Here is a 20013-nt window from a genome sequence, read left to right as displayed (position 1 = left end):
GCCCTCAGGTGCGCGGCTCGCGCCCGGCCGGTTGTGTCGGCTCGCCGAGCAAGGGGGCGGGGGCGCGCAGCGGTGCGGAGGCGGGCGCGCCGGCCGTCACCTGCAGCGGTGCGCCGTCCACGACGACGGTCACCGGCCCCTCGCCGCGCACGAGCGTCACCGTGGTGCCCTCCCGGGTGGTCTCGACGCGGAGCACGCTGCCGCGCCAGGTGACGGACCAGGCGGTGCGCGACAGCGACGACGGCAGCAGCGGCGCGATCTCGAGGTCGTCGTGGTCCTCGCGCAGGCCCCCCAGACCCGCGGCCAGCGCGAGCCAGGCCCCGGCCACCGAGGCCAGGTGCAACCCCTGGGCGGTCCCCTCCTGCACGTCGCGCAGGTCCACGAGCGCGCACTCCCGCAGGTACCGCAGCGCGAGGTCGGGGTGCTGGGCCTGGGCGCACACGACCGCCTGCACGGCGGCGGAGAGGGAGGAGTCCCGCACGGTGCGCGCCTCGTAGTAGTCCAGGTCGCGCGCCACCTCCTCGTCGGTGAACTCGTCCCGGCACCACCACAGCGCCTGGACCAGGTCGGCCTGCTTGAGCACCTGCCGCCGGTAGAACGTGGCGTAGTGCTGGTGCTCCTGCACCGGGTAGGCGTCGCGCTGCTCCTCGAAGGGCCACTCCGCGTACGCGGTGAAGTTGGCGTTCATCGGGTGCACGCCCAGGCCCTCGTCCCACGGCACGTGGACGGCCGCGGCCGTCGCCCGCCAGGCGGCGGTCTCGGCGTGGTCCACGCCCAGCTCGGCGGCCCGCGCCTCGTACCTGCGGCAGGCGTCGGCGGCCCGCCGGAGGTTGGCCCGCGCCATGAGGTTGGTGAAGACGTTGTCGTCGACGACGCCGGTGTACTCGTCCGGCCCGGTCATGCCGAACAGGTGCCAGGCGCCGGCCGCGTCCTCGTGCCCCAGCGACATCCACAGCCGCGCCGTCTCCACGAGCACCGGCAGCCCGCCGACGTCGCCGAGGTCCGCGCCCGTGACGTTCTCGAAGAGCCAGAACGCGCGGGCGACGTCGGCGTTGACGTGCATCGCGGCCGTGCTCGCCGGCCAGTACGCGGAGACCTCCGGCCCGCTGATCGTGCGCCACGCGAACGCCGCCCCCGCCCGCCCCAGCGTCCGCGCCCGCTCGCGGGCGGACCCGATCGTGTCGGCCCGCCACCGCAGCAGGCGGGCCGCGGTGTCCGGGCGCAGCAGCGTGAGGGCGGGCAGGACGAACCCCTCGACGTCCCAGAACGTGTGGCCGCTGTAGCCCATGCCGGTCAGCCCCTTGGCCCCGACGGGGGCGCCCGAGATGCAGGCGGCGGAGCAGAACAGCTGGAAGACGCTGTAGCGCAGCGCCTGCTGCAGCTCGGGGTCGCCGTCGACCTCGACGTCGGCCGTCGCCCAGAACTCGTCGAGCACGCCGCGCTGGGCGGCGAGCAGCCCCTCCCACCCCAGGTCGAGGGCGGAGGCCACCGCCGCCGACGCCTCGCCGACGAGCGAGCCGGCCCAGGCGTCGAGCGACCAGGTGTGGGCGATGACCTTCGTGAGGCCGAGGGCGCCGCCGGCGGCCAGGTCGGCGACGGCCGTGGTGACGACGCGGTGCTCGTCGGCGTCGGAGCTCACCCGTCCGCCGTCGACCACGTGGTCGACCGCGGCGGCGAGCGTGATGCGGGACCGCCGCGTGCGGGTCGCGAGCGTGCCCCCGGCCGGCGCGCAGGCGTGCGTCAGCGGCTCGAAGGCGTCGTCGAGGCACTCCGCGACGCGGGGGTCGTCGTTGTCCACACCGGTGGGCGTGACCGCGCCGCTCGCCAGCTCGGACCGCACGACGACGTGCGCGGGCCCGTCCAGCGCGCGGACCTCGTAGCGCACGGCGCAGACCGACCGCTCCGCCAGCGAGACGAGCCGCCGCGAGGTGACCTCCATCGTCGTGCCCCGCGGGGTCGTCCAGCGCACGAGCCGGTCCAGCGTCCCGGCGCGCAGGTCCAGCGTGCGCTCGTGCACCTGCGGCCGGACCTCGCGCACGTCGAGCGGGATGCCGTCGACCAGCAGGCGCAGCGGCGTGCCGTCGGTGACGGTGAGCAGCGCCTGCCCCTCGCCGGGCTGCCCGTAGCCGCCCTCGGGATAGGACAGCGGGTGCGTCTCGTACACCCCCGAGAGGTAGGTGCCGCGCATGCCGAAGGGCTCGACCTCGTCCAGCGTCCCCCGGATCCCGACGTAGCCGTTGGAGAGGCTGAAGAGGGACTCGGCGACGTCGATCGTCTCCGGGTCCACGTGCGGCTCGCGGACCGTCCAGGGGGCGACGTCCAGTTTCGGGGCGCTCACAGGGGTCCTCACGGTCTCGGAGGGTGTTCCGGACACCCGGCCGGCGTCCCGCTCCCGTCCTACCGGTCGGCCCGCCGCGGCGCGATCCGGAGCGGGCACCGTCACGGGTCAGCCGCTGCGCCCGACCCGGGCCAGCCACCCGGTGAGCAGGCCGCGCAGCAGGTCCGGCTGCTCGTGCGGCAGGGCGTGCCCGGCGTCGTCGAGCACGGCGAGCGAGGCGTGCGGGTGCGTGGCGAGCAGGTCGACGGCGGCGGCGTAGCCCACCGTCGAGTCCAGCCGCCCGGCCACGACCAGCGTCGGACCCGGATAGGGCGGCGCGGGGGTCAGCTCCCACCGCCCGCCGATCCGCTCGAGCGCCGCCCCGTCGACCAGCGCGGCGGCCGGGGCGACGAACCGCTCGTACCGCTCGAGCATCTCCGGCGTCTGGACCACGAAGTAGCCGCGGAAGACGTCGTCCCCGAGGTCCCCGGACCCGGCGACGACGCGGTGCTCCGGGACGTCACGCGTCCCCGTCAGCAGCGGGCAGACCAGCGCCAGCCCGGCGACCCGGTCCGGGCGCCGGGCGGCCATCCCCTGCGCGAGGTATCCGCCCGCCGAGTGGCCGGCCAGCAGGTACGGGGCACCGCCGGTGACCTCGTCGGCGAAGCCGAGCAGCACGTCGACGACGTCGTCGGCGCCGCGCAGCGTCTCCGGAGCGGGCGTCCGGCCCATCCCGGGCAGGTCCGGGTAGAACCGCCGCAGCCCGCCGACGCCGTCGAGCGCCGGCTCGAAGCACGCCTCGGCCTCGCGGTGGTCGACCTCGGCACCGTGCAGCACCAGCACGGGGCGGCCGGTGCCGTGCTCGACGGAGTGGACGCTCGCCCGGGTCCGCACCGTGCCGGCCGGCTACCGGGCGGCCGCGGCCGCCTCCCGTGGCGCTGCGGGTGGGCCCTCGGACCGCTCCGCGGCCGGCGGTGCCGCGGCCGGCATCATCGGTCCCTCGCCGGCGGGGTCCAGCACGTCCTCCTCGAACCAGGCGTAGCGGCCGGAGAGCACCCGCTGGGCGACCCGGTACTGGGCCGCGTCGTCGTTGGCCCACAGCTCGGTGAACAGCCGGTCGGCGCGGCGGCGGGCCTGGCCGCAGAACAGGTCGGCCAGCTCGACGGCCTCCTGCCGGCGGTCGGGGTGCTCGCGGGCGAGGGTGTCGGCGTGGACGCAGGCGCAGGCCATCGCGTAGAGCTCGGCGCCGATGTCGACGATGCGGCCGAGCAGCGCGCCCTTGCGCTCCAGCCGCGCCCGGTGGCGGCCCATCGCGTAGAAGGTGGCGCGCGCCAGCTTGCGCGCATGCCTCTCGACGTAGCGCAGGTGCCCGGCCAGGTCGCCGAACTCCGCGTAGGAGTCGCGGCGCTGGCCGGGGCCCGTCGTCAGCGTGGGGAACCAGGTGGCGTAGAACCGCCCGGCCCGCGCCGCGGCCCTCGCCCGGGTCGCGAGGCCGAGGTCGCCGCGCAGCACGTCGCCGGCCACCGCGAGGTGCTGGTCGACGGCCTCGCGGGCGATCAGCAGGTGCATGATCTCCGTCGACCCCTCGAAGATCCGGTTGATGCGCATGTCGCGCAGCACCTGCTCGGCCGGCACCGGCTTCTCGCCGCGCCGGGCCAGCGAGTCGGCGGTCTCGAAGGCACGGCCGCCGCGGACCTGCACCATCTCGTCGGCGGCGGTCCAGGCGAGCTCCGAGGCGTAGAGCTTGGCCAGCGCCGCCTCGATGCGGATGTCGTTGCGCTTGTCGTCGGCCAGGCGGCTGGAGACGTCGAGCACCGCCTCGAGGCCGAAGGCGGTGCCGGCCAGCCAGGCGAGCTTCTGCGCGATCGGGTCGTGCTCGCCGATGGGCCGGCCCCACTGCCGGCGCTCGGCCGACCACTCGCGCGCGACCTTCAGCGCGTACTTCGCCGTCGACGCGCAGATGGCCGGCAGCGACAGCCGGCCGGTGTTGAGCGTGGTGAGCGCGATCCGCAGCCCCCGGCCCTCGCCGCCGATGACGTCGTCGTTGGAGACGAGGACGCCGTCGAAGCGGGTCACGGAGTTCTCGATGCCGCGCAGCCCCATGAACTCGTTGCGGTGCTGCACCGTGATGCCCGGGCGGTCGCACGGGCAGAGGAACGCGGTGATGCCGCCGCGGTGGCCCTCCGACCGCGGGACGACGGCCATGACCACCACGACGTCGGCGATGACGCCGTTGGTGCCCCACAGTTTCGTGCCGGTGATCCGGTAGCCCGTGCCGTCCTCGGTGGGCACCGCGGTCGTGCTCATGCGCGCGGGGTCGGAGCCCACGTCCGGCTCGGTGAGCAGGAACGCCGAGACGCAGTCCGTGGCCAGCCGGGGCAGCCAGGTGCGCTTCTGCTCCTCGGAGCCGAACAGCCGCAGCGGCTCGGGCAGACCGATCGACTGGTGCGCCGACAGCAGCGTGGAGATCGACGCGTGCCACGTGCCGGCCAGGGCCAGCGCCCGGTTGTAGTAGACCTGGGTGAGCCCGAGTCCCCCGTACTCCCGGGGGATCTTCATGCCGAGCGCGCCGATCTCCTTGAGGCCGTCGAGGACCTCCGCGGGGATCCGCGCCTCGCGCTCGATCCGGCGCGGGTCGACGCGGTCGACGAGGAAGGCGCGGAGGCGCTCGAGGAACGCCTCGCCCTCGGCCACCGCGACCGGGTCGAGCTCCGGCTGGGGGTGGATCAGGTCCAGCCGGAAGTTGCCGAGGAAGAGCTCCTTGCCGAACGACGGCTGGGTCCACTCGGTCTCACGGCTGGCCTCGGCGACCTGCTTCGACTGCTCGTACGAGGGGTTCGACGCCATGGACCACCATCGCGCTCATCGCCCCGGCGGACAACGGACCCGGGCGCGCCGTCGCGGGATCAGTCGGCCGGCGGCCGGGGCTGCGGCGCCACCGGGGTGATGTTCGGGTTGAGCCGGAAGAGGTTCGCCGGGTCGTACCGGCCCTTGATGCGGCGCAGCCGGTCGAGGTTCGGTCCGAACGACGCCCGCACCTTCTCCGGCGCGTCGTCGGCGGCGATGTGGTTGACGTAGGCGCTGCCCTGCAGGTGGGCCTCCGCCCGGGCCCAGGACGCGCGCAGCCACTCGACGTGCCGTGCCGACTCGGAGACCTCCGTCCACTGGCCGATCACGTCGACGTCCCACTGCGTGCGGCGGGCCGCGAAGGCCGTGTCCCCGACCGGGACCCGGGTGGCCGCACCGTGCACGTAGAAGAAGAGGACGGCGCTCAGCGGGGAGGTGAAGCCGGCGGCCATGTCGACCACGACGTCGAGCAAGTCGTCGTCGAGCGTCTCGGTGAAGGCCGAGCGCCAGTAGCGGTGCAGGCCCTCGACGGCGTTGGGCTCGTCGAGCATCGACTGGCGCGCCACGTACGGCGTCGGCCCGACCAGGTCGGCCAGCGGGCTGCCGAACTCGCGCGCGGGCCGGAGGACCTCCTCGCCCTCCTCCAGCGGGCCGTTGTACCCGAGCAGCAGGGCGAGGACGGGCACGCCGGCCTGGGGGTCGGTGAGCAGCGCGCAGTAGGCCTCGGCCTCGTCGGGCAGCGTCGGGCAGAGGTCCCGGTAGAACCGCAGCACCTCGGCTGCCCGGTCGAGCGGGTGGACGACCATGCCGCCGAGGACCGGACCGACCGGGTACAGCCGGAACTGCAGGGTGGTGACGACGCCGAAGTTGCCACAGCCGCCGCGCAGGGCCCAGAACAGATCGGGCTCGCGGTCCCGGTCGACGACGTGGAGCTCGCCGTCGGCGGTGACCACCTCGGCGGACAGGAGGTTATCGACGGCCAGGCCGTACCTGCCCATGAGCCAGCCGACGCCGCCGCCGAGGGTGAGGCCGGCGACCCCGGTGTTGGAGACGGTGCCGCCGGTGGTCGCCAGGCCGGCCGCCTGCGTCGCGGCGTCCAGCTCCCGCCACCGGACGCCGCCGCCGGCCCGGACCGTCCGAGCGGCCGGGTCGACCGTCAGCTCCGTGAACGACGAGAGGTCGAGGACCAGGCCGCCGTCGTTGGTGCCATAGCCCGGAGCGCTGTGCCCGCCGCCGCGGACGGAGAGCACCAGCTCCTGCTCGACGGCGAAGCCGATGGCCCGCCGCACGTCGGCCACGTCCGCGCAGCGGGCCACCAGCGCCGGCCGGCGGTCGACGTCGCCGTTCCACACCCGGCGGGCCCGCTCGTACCCGTCGTCCCCGGGGCGGACCAGCTGCCCGGTGAAGCCAGCGCGCAGGGCCGTGACGGCGTCCTCGCGCAGGGTGGCTGGACCGCGGTCGGCTCCGGTGATCCCCATGGCTCCCCCAACGGGCGCGTCTCCGACGTGAGGGGGCGAACGGTGACAGCGGGCGCCGGCCGGCGACAGGACTCCCGGCGCCGGGATCCGCGGGACGGCGCGCCCCTCGCACTTCTGCTGCCGGGCCGGGTGCGGTCGGTGACCGGCGCTCAGCCCGTCGGGGTGCGCTCCGCCGCGTCGGCGTGCCCGTACGGCCCGGGTCCGGCGACGATCCAGGACGTGCGCCCGTGGATCGGCGGGGTCTTGGTGCCGTCGGTGAACCACACGACGACCCCGCCGTGCGCCCGGCAGCGCGAGCGCACGACCCGCACCCGGCCGCCCTGCCTCGTCCTGCTCGGCCGGACCAGGGGCAGCCCGAAGTCCGTGCCGACGACGTCGGTGGTGAGGACCGGCTCCCCGGCGGGCAGCCGGGACGTGGCGACGGTGGTCACGGCTCCTCCCCGGGATCCGGCCGGACACCGGTGCGCGTGACCCGGATCGTCCGCGGGCTGCGGGTCCTCCGGGTGGGCACGACCTCACCGAGCTCCGCCAGCCGCTCGACCGCGGCGTCCTTGTCGACCTGCGTGCGCAGGCCGCCGCCGGACCACTCGCAGTGCAGGTCGCCGGCCGGCCCGGACCGGCCGCGCAGCCGCTCGCGGGCGTACTCCTTCTGGCGCCGGGCCTCGGTCTCGGTCGCCCGCCAGGTGTCGTAGTCGCGGACGGCGGTGACGTAGTCCTCGTCGGTCACGGTCAGCCGGGACTGGCGGGAGACCTCGCCCTCGGTCTCCTCGTCGACCGGCGGGCCCCAGCACAGGTCGAGGAACGGGCACCAGTCGCACATGGTGTCCACGCCGGGGCCGAACCCGTCGCGGGGGACGGCGTCGACGCCATCGTCCTCCACGGTGCCGTAGACCTCGGTGAGCCACATGAGCGCCTCGGCGGTCAGCGCCGGGTCGGCGTCGGCCTCGAAGACGACGTCCTCGCCCGAGTCGCGGGACAGGTAGCGCAGGCGCAGCCCGTCGACGTCCTGCCCGGTGCCGGCCGGCAGCCGGCGGTCGGCGGTCTGCCCGGTGCGCAGCAGCCACCCGTAGACGGCCACCTGGAACCAGTGCCGGACGGGGACGCCGCGGGTGAGGACCCGCTCGAAGCCGAACCGCGACGTCGTCTTGAGGTCCTCCACGACCGGGGCGTGCCACCAGTCGCAGCGGCCCTTGACCTGCTCGCCGCGCAGGGCGACCTCGGTCAGCCCGCCGTACTCGCGCCGCAGCGCACGCAGCACCCCGCGGTGCAGCTCGGTGCCGATGAAGGCCTGCAGGCCCGTGCGGGTGTTGGTCGGGCGGCGCCGGGCGATCCGGTAGGCCGCGCGGCGGCGGCACTCGCCGAGCTCGGAGGCGCCGATCATCCGCTGGCGCGAGCGGGCCCGGCGGCGGTCGAGGTCGCGGACCGCCGCGGCGAGGCTGGGGGCGGCCCGCCGCTCGGCGGCGGTGGGACGGTCGGGCAGGACGGCGGTCATCGCGGCCTCCTCGATGGGTGCGGCGGAGCGGGGCCGGGATCCGGCCCCGCTCCCTCGGCACGGCTCAGGCGACGTCCGCGCGGCCGTCGGTCCCGCTGCGCTGCGCGGCGATGACCACGCGCACCAGGGCGGTCAGCCGCTTGGTCGCCACGTGCTCGACGGGCCGGCCGAAGCGGGCCGCGATCTGCTCGTCGGTCACGCCCAGCGCCTCGAGGCTGGCCAGCACGCCCCGGCGGGCCGCGGTGGACCTGCGGTCCTTCGGGTCGTCCGGGGTCGGCGAGGACTCCAGCAGCGGGTTGGCCGGCGCGGCGTCGGCGTCGGCGTCCGGGCGGGGAGCCGCCATCGCGGCCTGCGCCGCCGCGGCCGCGGCCTGGGCGGCCTGGATCACCGCCGGCGGCGTCTGCGGAGCCGACGGGTCGCCGGTCGCGACCCGGCGCCGTCCGGCCGGGTGGGCCTCCACGGCCGCCTCGAGCAGCTGCTCGTGCCGCGCCCGGATCAGCTCCGCGACCGTGTACGAGCCGCCGGGGGTCGGCACCTCGGCCTGCAGCAGCCCGCCGCGGTTGGCCGCCGTCCACACCTCGCGCAGCTCGTCGTCGCCGTGGGCGTCCTCGATCCGCGCGACCAGGTCGGCGACGTCGGGCTCCTGCCGGCCGCCGGCCCGCGGAGCGGGGCGGTCACCGGCGGTCTCCTCGGTGCGCTCGTGGTCGAGCAGCCCGCCGCCGTGGAAGGGGACGAGGTCGCGCACGTGCGCGGTGCCCGGGTCGCACTTGAGGGCGTCGAAGACCAGCCACTCCAGCAGCCGGCCGGTGGCCCCGGAGTCGGTGATCTCCTTGGCCGGGTCGCTGTTGGGCTTGATGCCGACGTGCACGCTGCGCGCGCCGACGATCAGCGGCCGGCGCCCGCGGCGCAGCCGCATCCAGACCGACGCGGCGTAGGGGAACTCCCGGTGGGTCTGCACCGACCAGGTCTTCTGCCCCTCGATCGGACGGCCGTTGGCGTCGACCTCGGTGACCTCCTTGCCGCGGGCGGTCACCACGACGATCCCGGGGAAGGTGAGCAGCTCGGTCTGCAGCTTGCGCCAGCGGGAGCCGGCGTCGTTCCACAGGTTCTGGCTGATGGTGACCTCGGCGTTGGGGTCGCGCTTGAGCAGCTCGCGGTTGCGGGCGGACTTCGCGGCGCGCTCGCTGGCCCAGTCCTTGAGGCCGTCCCAGATCGCCGAGCCGGTGTCGATGGCCAGCACCACCGGCGGCTCACCGGCGTCGGACGCGCGGCGCGCCTCGGCCTTGACCGCCTGGACTGCGGACAGCACCGCGGCGTAGGAGCCGTCGTGCTCGATGAGCTGGTAGCGCGCGCCGGGGATCGCGCCGTACTCGTCGCCGGCGCCCTCGTTGAGGTCGATCCAGTAGAGCTGGCCGATCTTGTCGGAGGCACTGAACTGGGCCAGCGCCCAGCTCTTGCCTGCCTTCTCCTCGCCCTCGAGGAGGATGCACGGCCACGGGACGCGGCCGGTGGGCTTGCGGGTCTTCAGACCGGGGACGGTCATGGGGGAACTCCTTGTGACACGGGGAAGATGTCACCCCGGACACTACGAACGGGTACCGACAGAAACGGCGTGTCGGCTTGACTCCCGGCTCCGCGGAGTGCGGCCGTTCGCGGTCGGCGGAACGGGCTCCGCGCCCGGTCAGGCCGCCGCGGCGCTGCCGGCGGGGACGCGGCCGCGGAGGCGGTGCGCGAGGGCGGTGTGCCGGCGTCCGGAGCCGGCGGCGCGCACGGCCTGGCCGAGGGCCCGGGGCGAGCCGACGAGCACGACCAACTGCTTGGCGCGGGTGACCGCGGTGTAGAGCAGGTTGCGCTGCAGCATCGTCCAGGCGCTGGTGGTCAGCGGGATGACGACGCAGGGGTACTCGCTGCCCTGGGAGCGGTGGACGGTGACCGCGTAGGCGTGCACCAGCTCGTCGAGCTCGCCGAAGTCGTAGTCGATCGACTCGTCCTCGTCGGTGCGGACGGTGAGGGTCTGCTCGACCGGGTCGATCGCGGTGACGACGCCCTGGGTGCCGTTGAAGACCCCGTTGCGGCCCTTGTCGTAGTCGTTGCGGATCTGGCTGACCTTGTCCCCGACGCGGAACACCCGGCCGCCGAAGCGCTTCTCGGGCCGGTCGGGCCGGGCCGGAGTGAGCGCCTCCTGCAGCAGCTCGTTGAGCGCGGCCGCACCGGCCGGCCCGCGGTGGACGGGCGTCAGCACCTGGACGTCGCGGCGCGGGTCGAGGCCGAAGCGGGCCGGGATCCGGCGCACCACGACGTCGGCGGTGAGCCGGGCGGCTTCCTCGGCGTCGTCGGTGGAGAAGAGGAAGAAGTCGTCGAGGCCGCGGACCTCGGGTACGGTGCCGGCGTTGATGCGGTGGGCGTTGGTCACCACGCCCGACCGGCTGGCCTGCCGGAAGACCTGTGTCAGGCGCACGTGCGGGACCGGGGTGCCCTCGGCGAGCAGGTCGCGCAGCACCTCACCGGCGCCGACCGACGGCAGCTGGTCGACGTCGCCGACCAGGAGCAGGTGCGCGCCCGGCGGGACGGCGCGCACCAGCTTGTTGGCCAGCAGCAGGTCCAGCATCGAGGACTCGTCGACGACGACCAGGTCCGCCTCCAGCGGCCGGTCCCGGTCGAAGCCGGCGTCACCTCCCGGGCGCAGCTCCAGCAGCCGGTGCACCGTGACCGCCTCGACGCCGGTCAGCTCGCTGAGCCGCCTCGCCGCCCGCCCGGTCGGCGCCGCGAGCACGATCCGCGCGCCCTTGGCCGCCGCGAGGGTGACGATCGAGCGGACCGTGAAGCTCTTGCCGCACCCGGGGCCGCCGGTGAGGACGGCGACCCGCTCGGTGAGCGCCAGGCGCACCGCCTCCTGCTGCCCGGGTGCCAGGTCCACGCCGGTGCGGCGGTGCAGCCAGCCCAGCGCGGCGTCCCAGTCGACGCCGGCGAAGGCCGGCATCCGGTCGACGTCGGCAGTCGCCAGCCGCCGCAGCCCCGCGGCCAGCGAGACCTCCGCGCGGTGGAACGGGACGAGGTAGTAGGCGACCGTCGGGGGCTGCCCGTCGGCGCGGGGCAGCTCGTCGCGGATGATCCCCTGGTCGGCGACCAGCAGGGCCAGGCAGTGGCCGACCAGGACGGCGGGGACCTGCAGGATCTCCACCGACCGGGCGACCAGCTCGGCCTCGGGCAGGAAGCAGTGCCCCTGCCCGGTCGCCTCCGAGAGCACGAACTGCACGCCGGCCTCGACCCGCTGGGTGCTGTCGTGCGGGATCCCGACGGCCGCCGCGATGGTGTCCGCCGTCCGGAACCCGATCCCCCACACCTCGGCGGCCAGGCGGTAGGGCTCGCTGCGGACCACGCCGATCGAGGCGCCGCCGTACTGCTTGTAGATGCGCACGGCCAGCGAGGTGGACACGCCCACCCCCTGCAGGAAGACCATCACCTCCTTGATGGCCCGCTGCTCCTCCCACGCCTCGGTGATCAGCCGCGTCCGCTTCGGCCCCAGGTTCGGCACCTCGGCCAGCCGCGCCGGCTCCTCCTCGATCACCCGGAGCGCGTCGGTGCCGAAGTGGTCGACGATCCGCTCGGCCAGCTTCGGGCCGATCCCCTTGACCAGGCCCGAGCCCAGGTAGCGGCGGATGCCCTGGACCGTGGCCGGCAGCACGGTGGTGTGGTCCTCGACGACGAACTGCCGGCCGTACTGGGGGTGCGCCGCCCAGCGGCCGCGCAGCCGCAGCGTCTCCCCCGGCTGGACGCCGAGCAGGGAGCCGACCACGGTGACCAGGTCGCCGCCGCGGCCGGTGTCCACCCGCGCCACGGTGTAGCCGGACTGCGCGTTGGCGTACGTGATCCGCTCCAGCGTCGCCTCCAGGACCGTTCCGGTCCGCGCCTCCGCCACCCGCCGTCCTCCGCTCGTCGCCCTCCGACTCCCGATGGTCACAGGGACCGGGGACAGTTCCGTCTCCCCGGAGGCGACGCGGCCGGAACTGTCAGCCGGTCTCCCTAGCCTCCGGGTGCTCACCTGAGCGATGCACCGACGACACGGAGGACCGGATCATGGCCGGCGACACAGTCATCACCGTCATTGGCAACCTGACCAGTGACCCCGAGCTCCGCTGGACGCCCTCGGGCGCCGCGGTCGCCAACTTCACCATCGCGTCCACGCCGCGCACCCTGGACCGCCAGACCCAGGAGTGGAAGGACGGCGAGGCGCTCTTCCTGCGCTGCAGCGTGTGGCGGCAGGCGGCGGAGAACGTCGCCGAGTCGCTGACCCGCGGCTCGCGGGTGATGGCGCAGGGCCGCCTCAAGCAGCGCTCCTACGAGACCAAGGAGGGCGAGAACCGGACCGTCATCGAGCTCGAGGTCGACGAGATCGGCCCGTCCCTCCGGTACGCGACGGCCACGGTCGCCAAGGCGTCCCGGTCCGGGGACGGCCCGGGCGGCTTCGGCGGCGGGTCCGGCTCCGGCGGCGGCTTCGGCTCCGGCGGTGGGTCCGGCGGCGGGTCCGGCTCCGGCGACGGCCGCCCTGCCGGCGGGCGCGGCGGCTCCGACGACCCCTGGGCGGCCGCGCCGGTCGGCGGCGGCAGCGAGGAACCGCCCTTCTGAGGTCCGACGCCGCACGCGCCCCGTCCCGTGTGCGGACGGGGCGCGTGCGGTGCGCCCGGCTACCCCTGGTCGCCGAGGTCGGGAGCGAGGTCCGGGACCCCCGCGGCACCGCCGGGCAGGGGGTCGACGACGCCGGCGCTCCCCCCGCCGCGCCGCACGGGCTCGGCGGCGGCGAGGACCAGCCCGCCGGGCAGGAACTCGATCCCGGTGGCGGCGCCGATCTCCGCCGTCTCCGTGAACACGTGCCCGCGCGCACCGAGCTCCGCCCCGTAGCGCTCGAGGAAGGCGGGCTCGGCGTCGGCCGACGCGCTGTTGCGCTGGCTGGCACGGGGAGCGGCGATCGCGTCGCCGAGGCCCTGGTCGCGGTCCACGCGGTCGACCAGCGTCTGCAGCACGGTCGTGATGATCGTGGCGCCGCCCGGCGAGCCGAGGGCCAGCACCGGTGCGCCGTCGGACAGCACGATGGTCGGCGCCATGCTGCTGCGCGGGCGCTTGCCCGGCGCCGGCAGGTTCGGCTCGGGCACCGTCGGGTCGGCGGCCGCGAAGGTGAAGTCGGTGAGCTCGTTGTTGAGCAGGAAGCCCCGTCCCGGCACGGTGATCCCGCTGCCGCCGGTCTGCTCGATCGTCAGCGTGTAGCTGACGACGTCGCCCTGGGCGTCGGCGACCGTGAGGTGCGTGGTCGACGGCCCCTCGGCGCCGCCCGCACCGGCCGCCGCCCCCTCCGCGGGACACGGGCCGTACTCGCCGTCCGGGTCGCCGGCGGCCACCGGCTTGGGGGCGGCCCGCCCGGGGTCGACGGCGCAGGCCCGCTCGGCGGCGAACCCGTCGGACAGCAGGTCCTCCAGCGGGACCGGGGTGTAGGCGGGGTCGCCCACGTAGCGGTTGCGGTCGGCGAAGGCCAGCGCACTCGCCTCCAGGTAGGTGTGCAGCGCGTCGACGTCGGACAGCTCCCCGACCGGGAACTGCTCCAGCACGTTCAGCGCCTCGCCCACGGTGGACCCGCCGCTCGACGGCGGCGCCATGCCGTAGACCTCCAGCCCGCGGTACTCGATGCGGGTGGGCTCGCGCAGCGGCGCGTCGTAGAGCGCCAGGTCGACCGCCTCCAGCAGCCCCGGGCGCACCTCGGCGGCACCGGCGGCCTCGGGCGGGTCCTGCACCGTCGCGACGACGTCCTCGGCGACCTCCCCGGCGTAGAACGGCCCGACGCCCTCCTCGGCCAGCAGCCGGTACGTGCCGGCCAGGTCGGGGTTGCTCAGGACGCTGCCGACCTCGGGCAGCTGCCCGCCGGGGAGGAAGAGCTCCGCGGTCGCCGGGAACCGCCGGAAGCGTTCCTCGTTGGCGGCGGTCTGCTGCCGGAACGTCTCGTCGACGACGAAGCCCTCGTCGGCCAGCGCGATCCCGCCCCGCAACACCTCGGACATCGGCAGTGTGCCGAACTCCTCCAGCGCCCGCGCCCAGGTCAACGGCGTCCCGGGCGTCCCCACGGACAGGCCGCTGGTGACGGCCTCCGCGAGCGGCAGCGGCGTGCCGTCCTCGGCGAGGAAGGCGTCGACGCCCATCGCGAGCGGCGCGGTCTCCCGGCCGTCGATCGTCGACACCTCCCCGGTCTCGGCGTCGTAGTGGACGAAGAAGCCGCCCCCGCCCACGCCGGCGGAGTACGGCTCGGTCACGCCGAGGGCCGCGGCCGCCGCCACGGCGGCGTCGGCGGCGTTCCCGCCGGCGGCGAGGACCTCGAGGCCCACCCGCGTGGCGTCCGGGTCGACGGTGGCGACGGCGCCCCCGGTGCCCACCGCCAGCGGCACCTTCTCCGGCGGCGCGGGGGTCCCGGTCTCGGCGGCGGCGGGGCCGCCGGCCGCGACCAGGCCGGCCGTGAGACCGGCGAGCGCGAGCAGAGTGGTGCGTCGACGGGCCATGCCGCCTCCCCTGGGCGTGGTGGACCTGCGCGTGGTGGACCTGCGAGCCCGATCGCACACCCGGCGACCCGGCGGCGCCACCGCAGGACCGCTCAGCGGCTCCGGTACAGCCGCGTCGTCAGCGGGAGGAACACCGCCGCCAGCCCCGCCGCCACCGCGAGGGAGACGACGACCGCCACGACGTCGGGCTCCCCGGCCATCAGCGACCGCGACGCGGTGGCCAGGACCGAGATGGGGTTGACGTCGACGAAGGCCTCGAGCGGGCCCGGCAGCGTGGTGGGGTCGACGAAGACGTTGGACAGGAAGGTCAGCGGGAAGATCGCCATGAACCCGGCGTTCATCACCGCGTTCGGGGAGCGCAGGAGCAGGCCGAGGACCGAGAAGACCCACGACAGCCCGAACGAGAAGACGACGACCAGCGCCAGCGCCGCCACCGCCCCGGTGAACCCGCCGTCGGGCCGGAAGCCCAGCGCGACCCCGACCACGATGATCACGGTGCCGGCGATCACGTAGCGCACGCTGTCGCCGAGCAGCGAGCCCAGCAGCGGCGCCGGCCGCCAGATCGGCAGCGAGCGGAAGCGGTCGACGACGCCCTTCGTCAGGTCGGTGTTCAGCGAGATCCCGGAGTAGACGGTCGTGAACAGCACCGACATGACCAGCAGCCCCGGCAGCGTGTAGTCCAGGTAGGCGCTGGTGGACCCGGCGATGGCGCCGCCGAAGAGGTAGGTGAACAGCAGCAGGAACATCACCGGCGTGACCGTGACGTCGAGCAGCTGCTCGGGCACGTGCTTGACCTTGAGCATGCCGCGCCAGCCGAAGACCAGCGCGGCCGAGAGCCGGCCGGGCCGGGGCGGCCGCGGCGTGGAGGAGATGGCCCGGCGCACCGCCGCGGTGTCGGCGGAGCCGGTCGTCCGGGTGGTGGCGGTCATGACGCGTGCTCCTGCAGGGTGTCGGCGGTCGGGGACGGTTCGTCGGCCGCGTGGCCGGTGAGGGCGAGGAAGACCTCGTCGAGGCTCGGCTGCTGCAGCGAGAAGTGCGCCAGCGGGATGCCGGCGGTGGCGAGCCCGGCGACGGCGATCGCCGCCCGCTCGGCGTCCGCGCCGACGGCCGACAGCGCCGCCGGGTCGGGCTCGAGCACCACCGGGCCGACCGCGCGCTCGAGCAGGTCGGCGGCCTCGTCGCGCCGCCCGGGGTCGAGCAGCCGGACCTGCAGCGAGCCAGTGCCGACCGAGGCCTTGAGGTTGCCGGGGGTGCCCTCGGCGATGACCCGGCCGCGGTCGATCACGGCGAGGCCGTCGGCGAGCTGGTCGGCCTCCTCGAGGTACTGGGTGCAGAGCAGGATCGTCGTCCCCTCGGCGACCAGCGCCCGGACGATCTCCCAGACCTGGTTGCGGGAGCGGGGGTCCAGGCCGGTCGTCGGCTCGTCGAGGAACATCAGCCGCGGGGTGACGACGATGCTCGCCGCGATGTCCAGCCGCCGCCGCATGCCGCCCGAGTAGTGCTTGACCAGCCGGCCGGCGGCCTCGGCGATGTCGAAGGCGTCGAGCAGCTCGTCGGCACGGGTCCGGGCCGCGGCCCGGGAGTAGCCGAGGAGGCGGCCGAGCAGCACGAGGTTCTCCCGGCCGGTCAGCTCCTCGTCGACCGAGGCGAGCTGGCCGGTCAGGCTGACCAGCTCGCGGACCGCGTCGGCCTCGCGCACGACGTCGTGCCCCAGCACCCGGGCGCTGCCCGCGTCCGGGGGGATCAGCGTGGCGAGCATGCGGATGGTGGTGGTCTTGCCGGCCCCGTTGGGACCGAGCACCCCGTAGATCGTCCCCGCCGGGACGGCGAGGTCGACCCCGTCGACGGCACGTGTCGTGCCGAAGGACTTCCCGAGCCCGCTCGCCTCGATGGCGAGTGGTGTCTGTGTGGTCATGGGCTTCCTCACCTCGGGCGCAGCAGGACGTCTCTGCCGGTTGTGACGGACTCTCCGCCGAGGACTCATCGGACGCGAGCGAGTTCTGCGGGGGCGGGTCCTCGTCACGGCCCAGGCTGGCGGCTCAAGTCGACTCGAGGTCAAGCCCCCGATGAGTCCCGGGCGCCGGGACGGTCCCCCTCACAGGAGGACCACCCCCGCGCGACTCCGGGAGGACCGATGAGGACGCTGCACGTGGGCCTGCGCGTGACCGACCTCGAGCGCTCGCTCGCCTTCTACACCGCGCTCGGCTACGAGGTGGCCGGCGAGGTCCCCGGGACCGGGATCGGGCACCTGACGATGCTCCGGCTGCCCGGTGACCCGTTCGTGAGCCTCGAGCTCGTGCACGACCCGGCCGGCCCCGCCGTCCGGCCCGGCACGGTCCTCAGCCACCTCGTCGTCGCGGTCGAGTCGATGTCCGAACTCGTCGCCGCGCTGCCCGCGCGGGGCGTCGACGTCGAGCCGCCGACGTCCCCGGACGGCTCGGCGGACTTCCTGACCGCGTGGGTCACCGACCCCGACGGCACCCGCATCGAGCTCGTCCAGTGGCCGCCCGGCCACCCCGACGGCATGACCGCCGCCGACCTCACCGGCTGATCCCCCCGGCCCCGGAGGTGCACGAGATGAGCGCTCCCATCCGCCTGTACATGTCGATGTCCCTCGACGGCTACATCGCCGGGCCCGACGACCGGACCGGGCAGGAGCTCGGCCGCGGCGGCGGGCGGCTGTTCGACTGGCTCGACGACCGGGAGTCCCCCGGCGTCAACGGGGAGGTGTACTCCGAGGCCCTGGCGACCGGCGCCGTGATCTCCGGCCGGCGCACCTTCGAGCTCGCCGGGCGCTGGAACGGCGACCACCACGACGGTGTCCCGGTCCTGGTGCTGACCCACGCCGTCGACGACGGCGACGTGCCTCCGGGCAGCACGCGGTTCGTCACCGACGTCGCCACGTGCGCGGCCGAGGCGCGGGCCGCGGCCGGCGACCGCGCGGTCATGGTGCACGGCGCGGGAGCGGCGCACGCGCTGCTGCAGGCCGGTGAGCTCGACGAGCTGGAGATCCACCTGGTGCCCGTCCTGCTCGGCGACGGGCGCCGCCTGTTCGGGGAGCCCACCGACCGCGTCGAGCTCGTCCCCGTCCGGCGGCTGGAGGGCCGGGGCGTGACGCACCTGCGCTACCAGGTGCGGCGCTGAGCGGCGGCCCGCTCAGCCCGGCGGGACGTTCTGGTTCAGCCGGAACAGGTTGGCCGGGTCGTACGCGCGCTTGAGCGCGGCGAGGCGCCGGTACTTCTCCTCGCCGTAGGCCTGCCGGACGCGGCCGCCGCCCTCCTCCATCAGGAAGTTCACGTAGACGCCGGTGTGGAACGGCGCCAGGGCCGTCCAGTAGTCGCGGGCCCACTGCCGCTGCTCGGCGAACCCGTCCGCGGTCGGGGTGTTGCCGTTGATGTTGAAGGTGAACCCGGCGGAGCGGCCGCTGAACGCCGTCGCGTCGTCGGCGACGCGGGCCACGGCCTCGCCCATCTGCCACAGCGCGATGCTGCTCATCGGCGAGGTGATGCGCCGGCCGTGCTCGACCACGACGCCGATCACCTCGTCGGTCAGCGCGGCGACGTCGCAGGAGCGGACGTAGTAGGAGCAGCCGTGCGGGAACGACGGGTCGAACATCCGCTGGTGGGCCAGGAACGGCTTGGGCGCGAACACGTCGAGGACCGGCGTCCCGACCCCGCGCATCGGCCGCAGCACCGCCTCGCCGTCATCGACGTCGCCGGCGTAGCAGGCCGCGACCGCGATGACCGGCCGCCCGACCAGCTCCGCCGGGACGGCGGGCAACGCCGGCGCGAGCCGCTGGACGACGATCGTCATCAGCTCGTCCGGGCACCCGTCGATCCAGTCCCGGTAGGACCGCAGCACCTGCTCGGCGTCGTCCATCGACCAGAACGTCGCGCCGGCCATCACCTGCGGCCCCAGGGGGTGCAGGCGGAACCGGAAGTCGGTGACCACGCCGAAGTTGCCGCCTCCTCCGCGCAGCCCCCAGAACAGCTCGGCGTTCTCGTCCCCGCTCGCGTGGACGACCTCGCCCTCGGCGGTCACCAGGTCGGCCGACTCCAGCGAGTCGACGGTGAGGCCGTACCTGCGCATGACCCAGCCGATCCCGCCGCCGAGGGTCAGCCCGGCCACGCCGGTGTGCGACACGATCCCGGACGGCACCACCAGGCCGTGCTCCTGCGTCGCGGCGTCCACCTCCCCCAGCAGCGCCCCCGCCTGGACGCCGGCGACCCGGGCGTCCGGATCGACCCGCACGCCGGCCATCGGCCGCAGGTCGACCAGCAGCCCGCCGTCGACCGTCGACAGCCCCGGGAAGCTGTGGCCCCCGCCCCGGACGGCGACGGTCAGCCCGGTGTCCCGGCCGAAGCGGACGGCGGTGCGGACGTCGTCGACGCCGGCACAGCGGATGATGACGGCCGGACGCCGGTCGATCGAGCCGTTCCAGACCCGGCGGTGCTCCTCGTACCCGTCGTCCGCGGGTCCGAGGACCTGCCCCTCGACGGAGGCGCGCAGCGCCGCGACGGCCGAGCCGTCCACCGCCGCCGTGCGCGTCCTGACGTCCTCCGCACCCACCGTCCCGGTCATGCGGGCAGTCTCGGCTCAGCGGCGCGGTCCGTCAGCGACTCCGGTTCCACCCCAGCTCCCCGCTGAGCCGGACCGGGTCGAGGATCTCGATGTGGTCGCGGTGGGTGCTCACGACCCCCGACTCCCGCAGGTCGCGCAGCACCCGCACGACCACCTCGCGCACGCTGCCCACGGCCTCGGCGAGCTCGCGCTGGCTGACCGGGACGCGGAGCGGCGGACGGGTCCCGGGGCCGGACCGCGCCTCCTGCGACGCGAGGTCCAGCAGGTGCCGGGCCACCCGGTGCCGCACGCTGGTGAACGCGCTGTCGCTGATCTCGTGGACGAAGCTGCGCACCCGGTCGGCCAGCTCGTGCAGGAACGCGTCGGCCACGGCGGCGTCCTCGGCGGCCGCGCGCCGCACGACCGGCGGGGACAGGCGCAGCACGGTCGTGTCGACGACGGCCTGGGTGCCCGCCGGCATGCCGGTGCCGTCGGCGTACAGCGACACCAGGCCGAGGAGTGCGCCGCGCCGGGCGTAGCGCACCGTCATGCCGCGGCCGTCGGGCGCGGTGACGAACACCCGCACCAGGCCGTCGACGGTCAGCTCGAGGTACTCGGCGCTCTCGCCCTCCCGGTGGGTCACCGCGCCGGCCGGCACCCGCACGGGACACGCGCCCCCCAGCAGCCGCCGGAGCGCGGGCGGGCGCAGCCGCGCGAGGGCCGACGCGGCGAGGGCGGCCGCGACGCCGTCGTCCACGCCGGACACCGGGGGCCGCGGGC

The 20013-nt window shown here is 75.3% G+C and carries 16 protein-coding genes; 3 read left to right on the top strand and 13 right to left on the bottom strand.

The window, feature by feature from the left end; translation table 11 throughout:
• Window positions 1-4: 4 nt before the first annotated feature.
• The 8 genes from FN207_RS20785 to recD2 form a co-directional block, all read right to left on the bottom strand.
• Entirely contained in the window at window positions 5-2338 is a 2334-nt protein-coding gene (locus FN207_RS20785; RefSeq protein ID WP_142460353.1) for a glycoside hydrolase family 65 protein, read from the bottom strand.
• Between the two features lie 108 nt (window positions 2339-2446).
• On the bottom strand, window positions 2447-3211 hold the full coding sequence (locus FN207_RS20780) for an alpha/beta fold hydrolase (protein WP_142460352.1): 765 nt from the start codon (window positions 3209-3211) through the stop codon (window positions 2447-2449).
• A 12-nt stretch (window positions 3212-3223) separates the two neighbouring features.
• Entirely contained in the window at window positions 3224-5164 is a 1941-nt protein-coding gene (locus tag FN207_RS20775) for an acyl-CoA dehydrogenase family protein (RefSeq protein ID WP_142460351.1), read from the bottom strand.
• A 59-nt stretch (window positions 5165-5223) separates the two neighbouring features.
• The gene (locus tag FN207_RS20770; RefSeq protein WP_142460350.1) at window positions 5224-6642 is read right to left on the bottom strand and encodes an FAD-binding oxidoreductase; all 1419 of its coding nucleotides are present in this window, start codon (window positions 6640-6642) and stop codon (window positions 5224-5226) included.
• 149 nt (window positions 6643-6791) lie between these two features.
• Window positions 6792-7073, bottom strand: coding sequence for a hypothetical protein (locus FN207_RS20765; protein ID WP_142460349.1), 282 nt, complete (start codon window positions 7071-7073; stop codon window positions 6792-6794).
• Window positions 7070-8134 (bottom strand): PD-(D/E)XK nuclease family protein, encoded by a 1065-nt coding sequence (locus FN207_RS20760; RefSeq protein WP_142460348.1) that lies wholly within the window; start codon window positions 8132-8134, stop codon window positions 7070-7072. The genes FN207_RS20765 and FN207_RS20760 overlap by 4 nt, the downstream gene beginning before the upstream one ends.
• A gap of 64 nt (window positions 8135-8198) precedes the next feature.
• Complete coding sequence (locus tag FN207_RS20755; RefSeq protein WP_142460347.1) at window positions 8199-9677, bottom strand: DEAD/DEAH box helicase family protein; 1479 nt, start codon at window positions 9675-9677, stop codon at window positions 8199-8201.
• Between the two features lie 138 nt (window positions 9678-9815).
• The gene (recD2, locus tag FN207_RS20750; RefSeq protein WP_142460346.1) at window positions 9816-12053 is read right to left on the bottom strand and encodes an SF1B family DNA helicase RecD2; all 2238 of its coding nucleotides are present in this window, start codon (window positions 12051-12053) and stop codon (window positions 9816-9818) included.
• A gap of 158 nt (window positions 12054-12211) precedes the next feature.
• Here recD2 and FN207_RS20745 point away from each other — a divergent pair, with 158 nt between their 5' ends.
• Window positions 12212-12760: a single-stranded DNA-binding protein gene (locus FN207_RS20745; RefSeq protein ID WP_142460345.1), complete on the top strand. Its 549-nt coding sequence runs from the start codon at window positions 12212-12214 to the stop codon at window positions 12758-12760.
• Between the two features lie 59 nt (window positions 12761-12819).
• On the opposite strand, the gene ggt is transcribed toward FN207_RS20745, so the two are convergent.
• The 3 genes from ggt to FN207_RS20730 form a co-directional block, all read right to left on the bottom strand.
• Window positions 12820-14673: a gamma-glutamyltransferase gene (gene ggt / locus FN207_RS20740; protein ID WP_142460344.1), complete on the bottom strand. Its 1854-nt coding sequence runs from the start codon at window positions 14671-14673 to the stop codon at window positions 12820-12822.
• A gap of 92 nt (window positions 14674-14765) precedes the next feature.
• Window positions 14766-15602 (bottom strand): ABC transporter permease, encoded by an 837-nt coding sequence (locus FN207_RS20735; RefSeq protein ID WP_142460343.1) that lies wholly within the window; start codon window positions 15600-15602, stop codon window positions 14766-14768.
• On the bottom strand, window positions 15599-16588 hold the full coding sequence (locus tag FN207_RS20730; RefSeq protein WP_142460342.1) for an ATP-binding cassette domain-containing protein: 990 nt from the start codon (window positions 16586-16588) through the stop codon (window positions 15599-15601). The genes FN207_RS20735 and FN207_RS20730 overlap by 4 nt, the downstream gene beginning before the upstream one ends.
• Before the next feature lie 219 nt (window positions 16589-16807).
• Between FN207_RS20730 and FN207_RS20725 the strand changes: the two genes are divergently transcribed.
• On the top strand, window positions 16808-17224 hold the full coding sequence (locus tag FN207_RS20725) for a VOC family protein (RefSeq protein ID WP_142460341.1): 417 nt from the start codon (window positions 16808-16810) through the stop codon (window positions 17222-17224).
• 26 nt (window positions 17225-17250) lie between these two features.
• Complete coding sequence (locus tag FN207_RS20720; RefSeq protein WP_142460340.1) at window positions 17251-17817, top strand: dihydrofolate reductase family protein; 567 nt, start codon at window positions 17251-17253, stop codon at window positions 17815-17817.
• Window positions 17818-17829: 12 nt separating this feature from the next.
• Here FN207_RS20720 and FN207_RS20715 read toward each other — a convergent pair whose 3' ends face one another.
• Together FN207_RS20715 and FN207_RS20710 are read right to left on the bottom strand one after the other, a co-directional pair.
• A complete protein-coding gene (locus FN207_RS20715) occupies window positions 17830-19254 on the bottom strand; it encodes an FAD-binding oxidoreductase (protein ID WP_142460339.1) in 1425 nt (474 codons plus the stop codon).
• Between the two features lie 31 nt (window positions 19255-19285).
• Window positions 19286-19990 carry a Crp/Fnr family transcriptional regulator gene (locus FN207_RS20710; RefSeq protein ID WP_185938455.1) on the bottom strand — a complete coding sequence of 235 codons (705 nt, stop codon included), beginning with the start codon at window positions 19988-19990 and terminating at the stop codon, window positions 19286-19288.
• Window positions 19991-20013 lie beyond the last annotated feature (23 nt).

Origin of the sequence: Geodermatophilus aquaeductus (genome assembly GCF_900182545.1) — a bacterium.
Lineage (GTDB): Bacteria > Actinomycetota > Actinomycetes > Mycobacteriales > Geodermatophilaceae > Geodermatophilus > Geodermatophilus aquaeductus.
The sequence above is the reverse complement of the archived record's forward strand: the minus strand, read 5'-3'. Positions and strand labels throughout refer to the sequence as shown.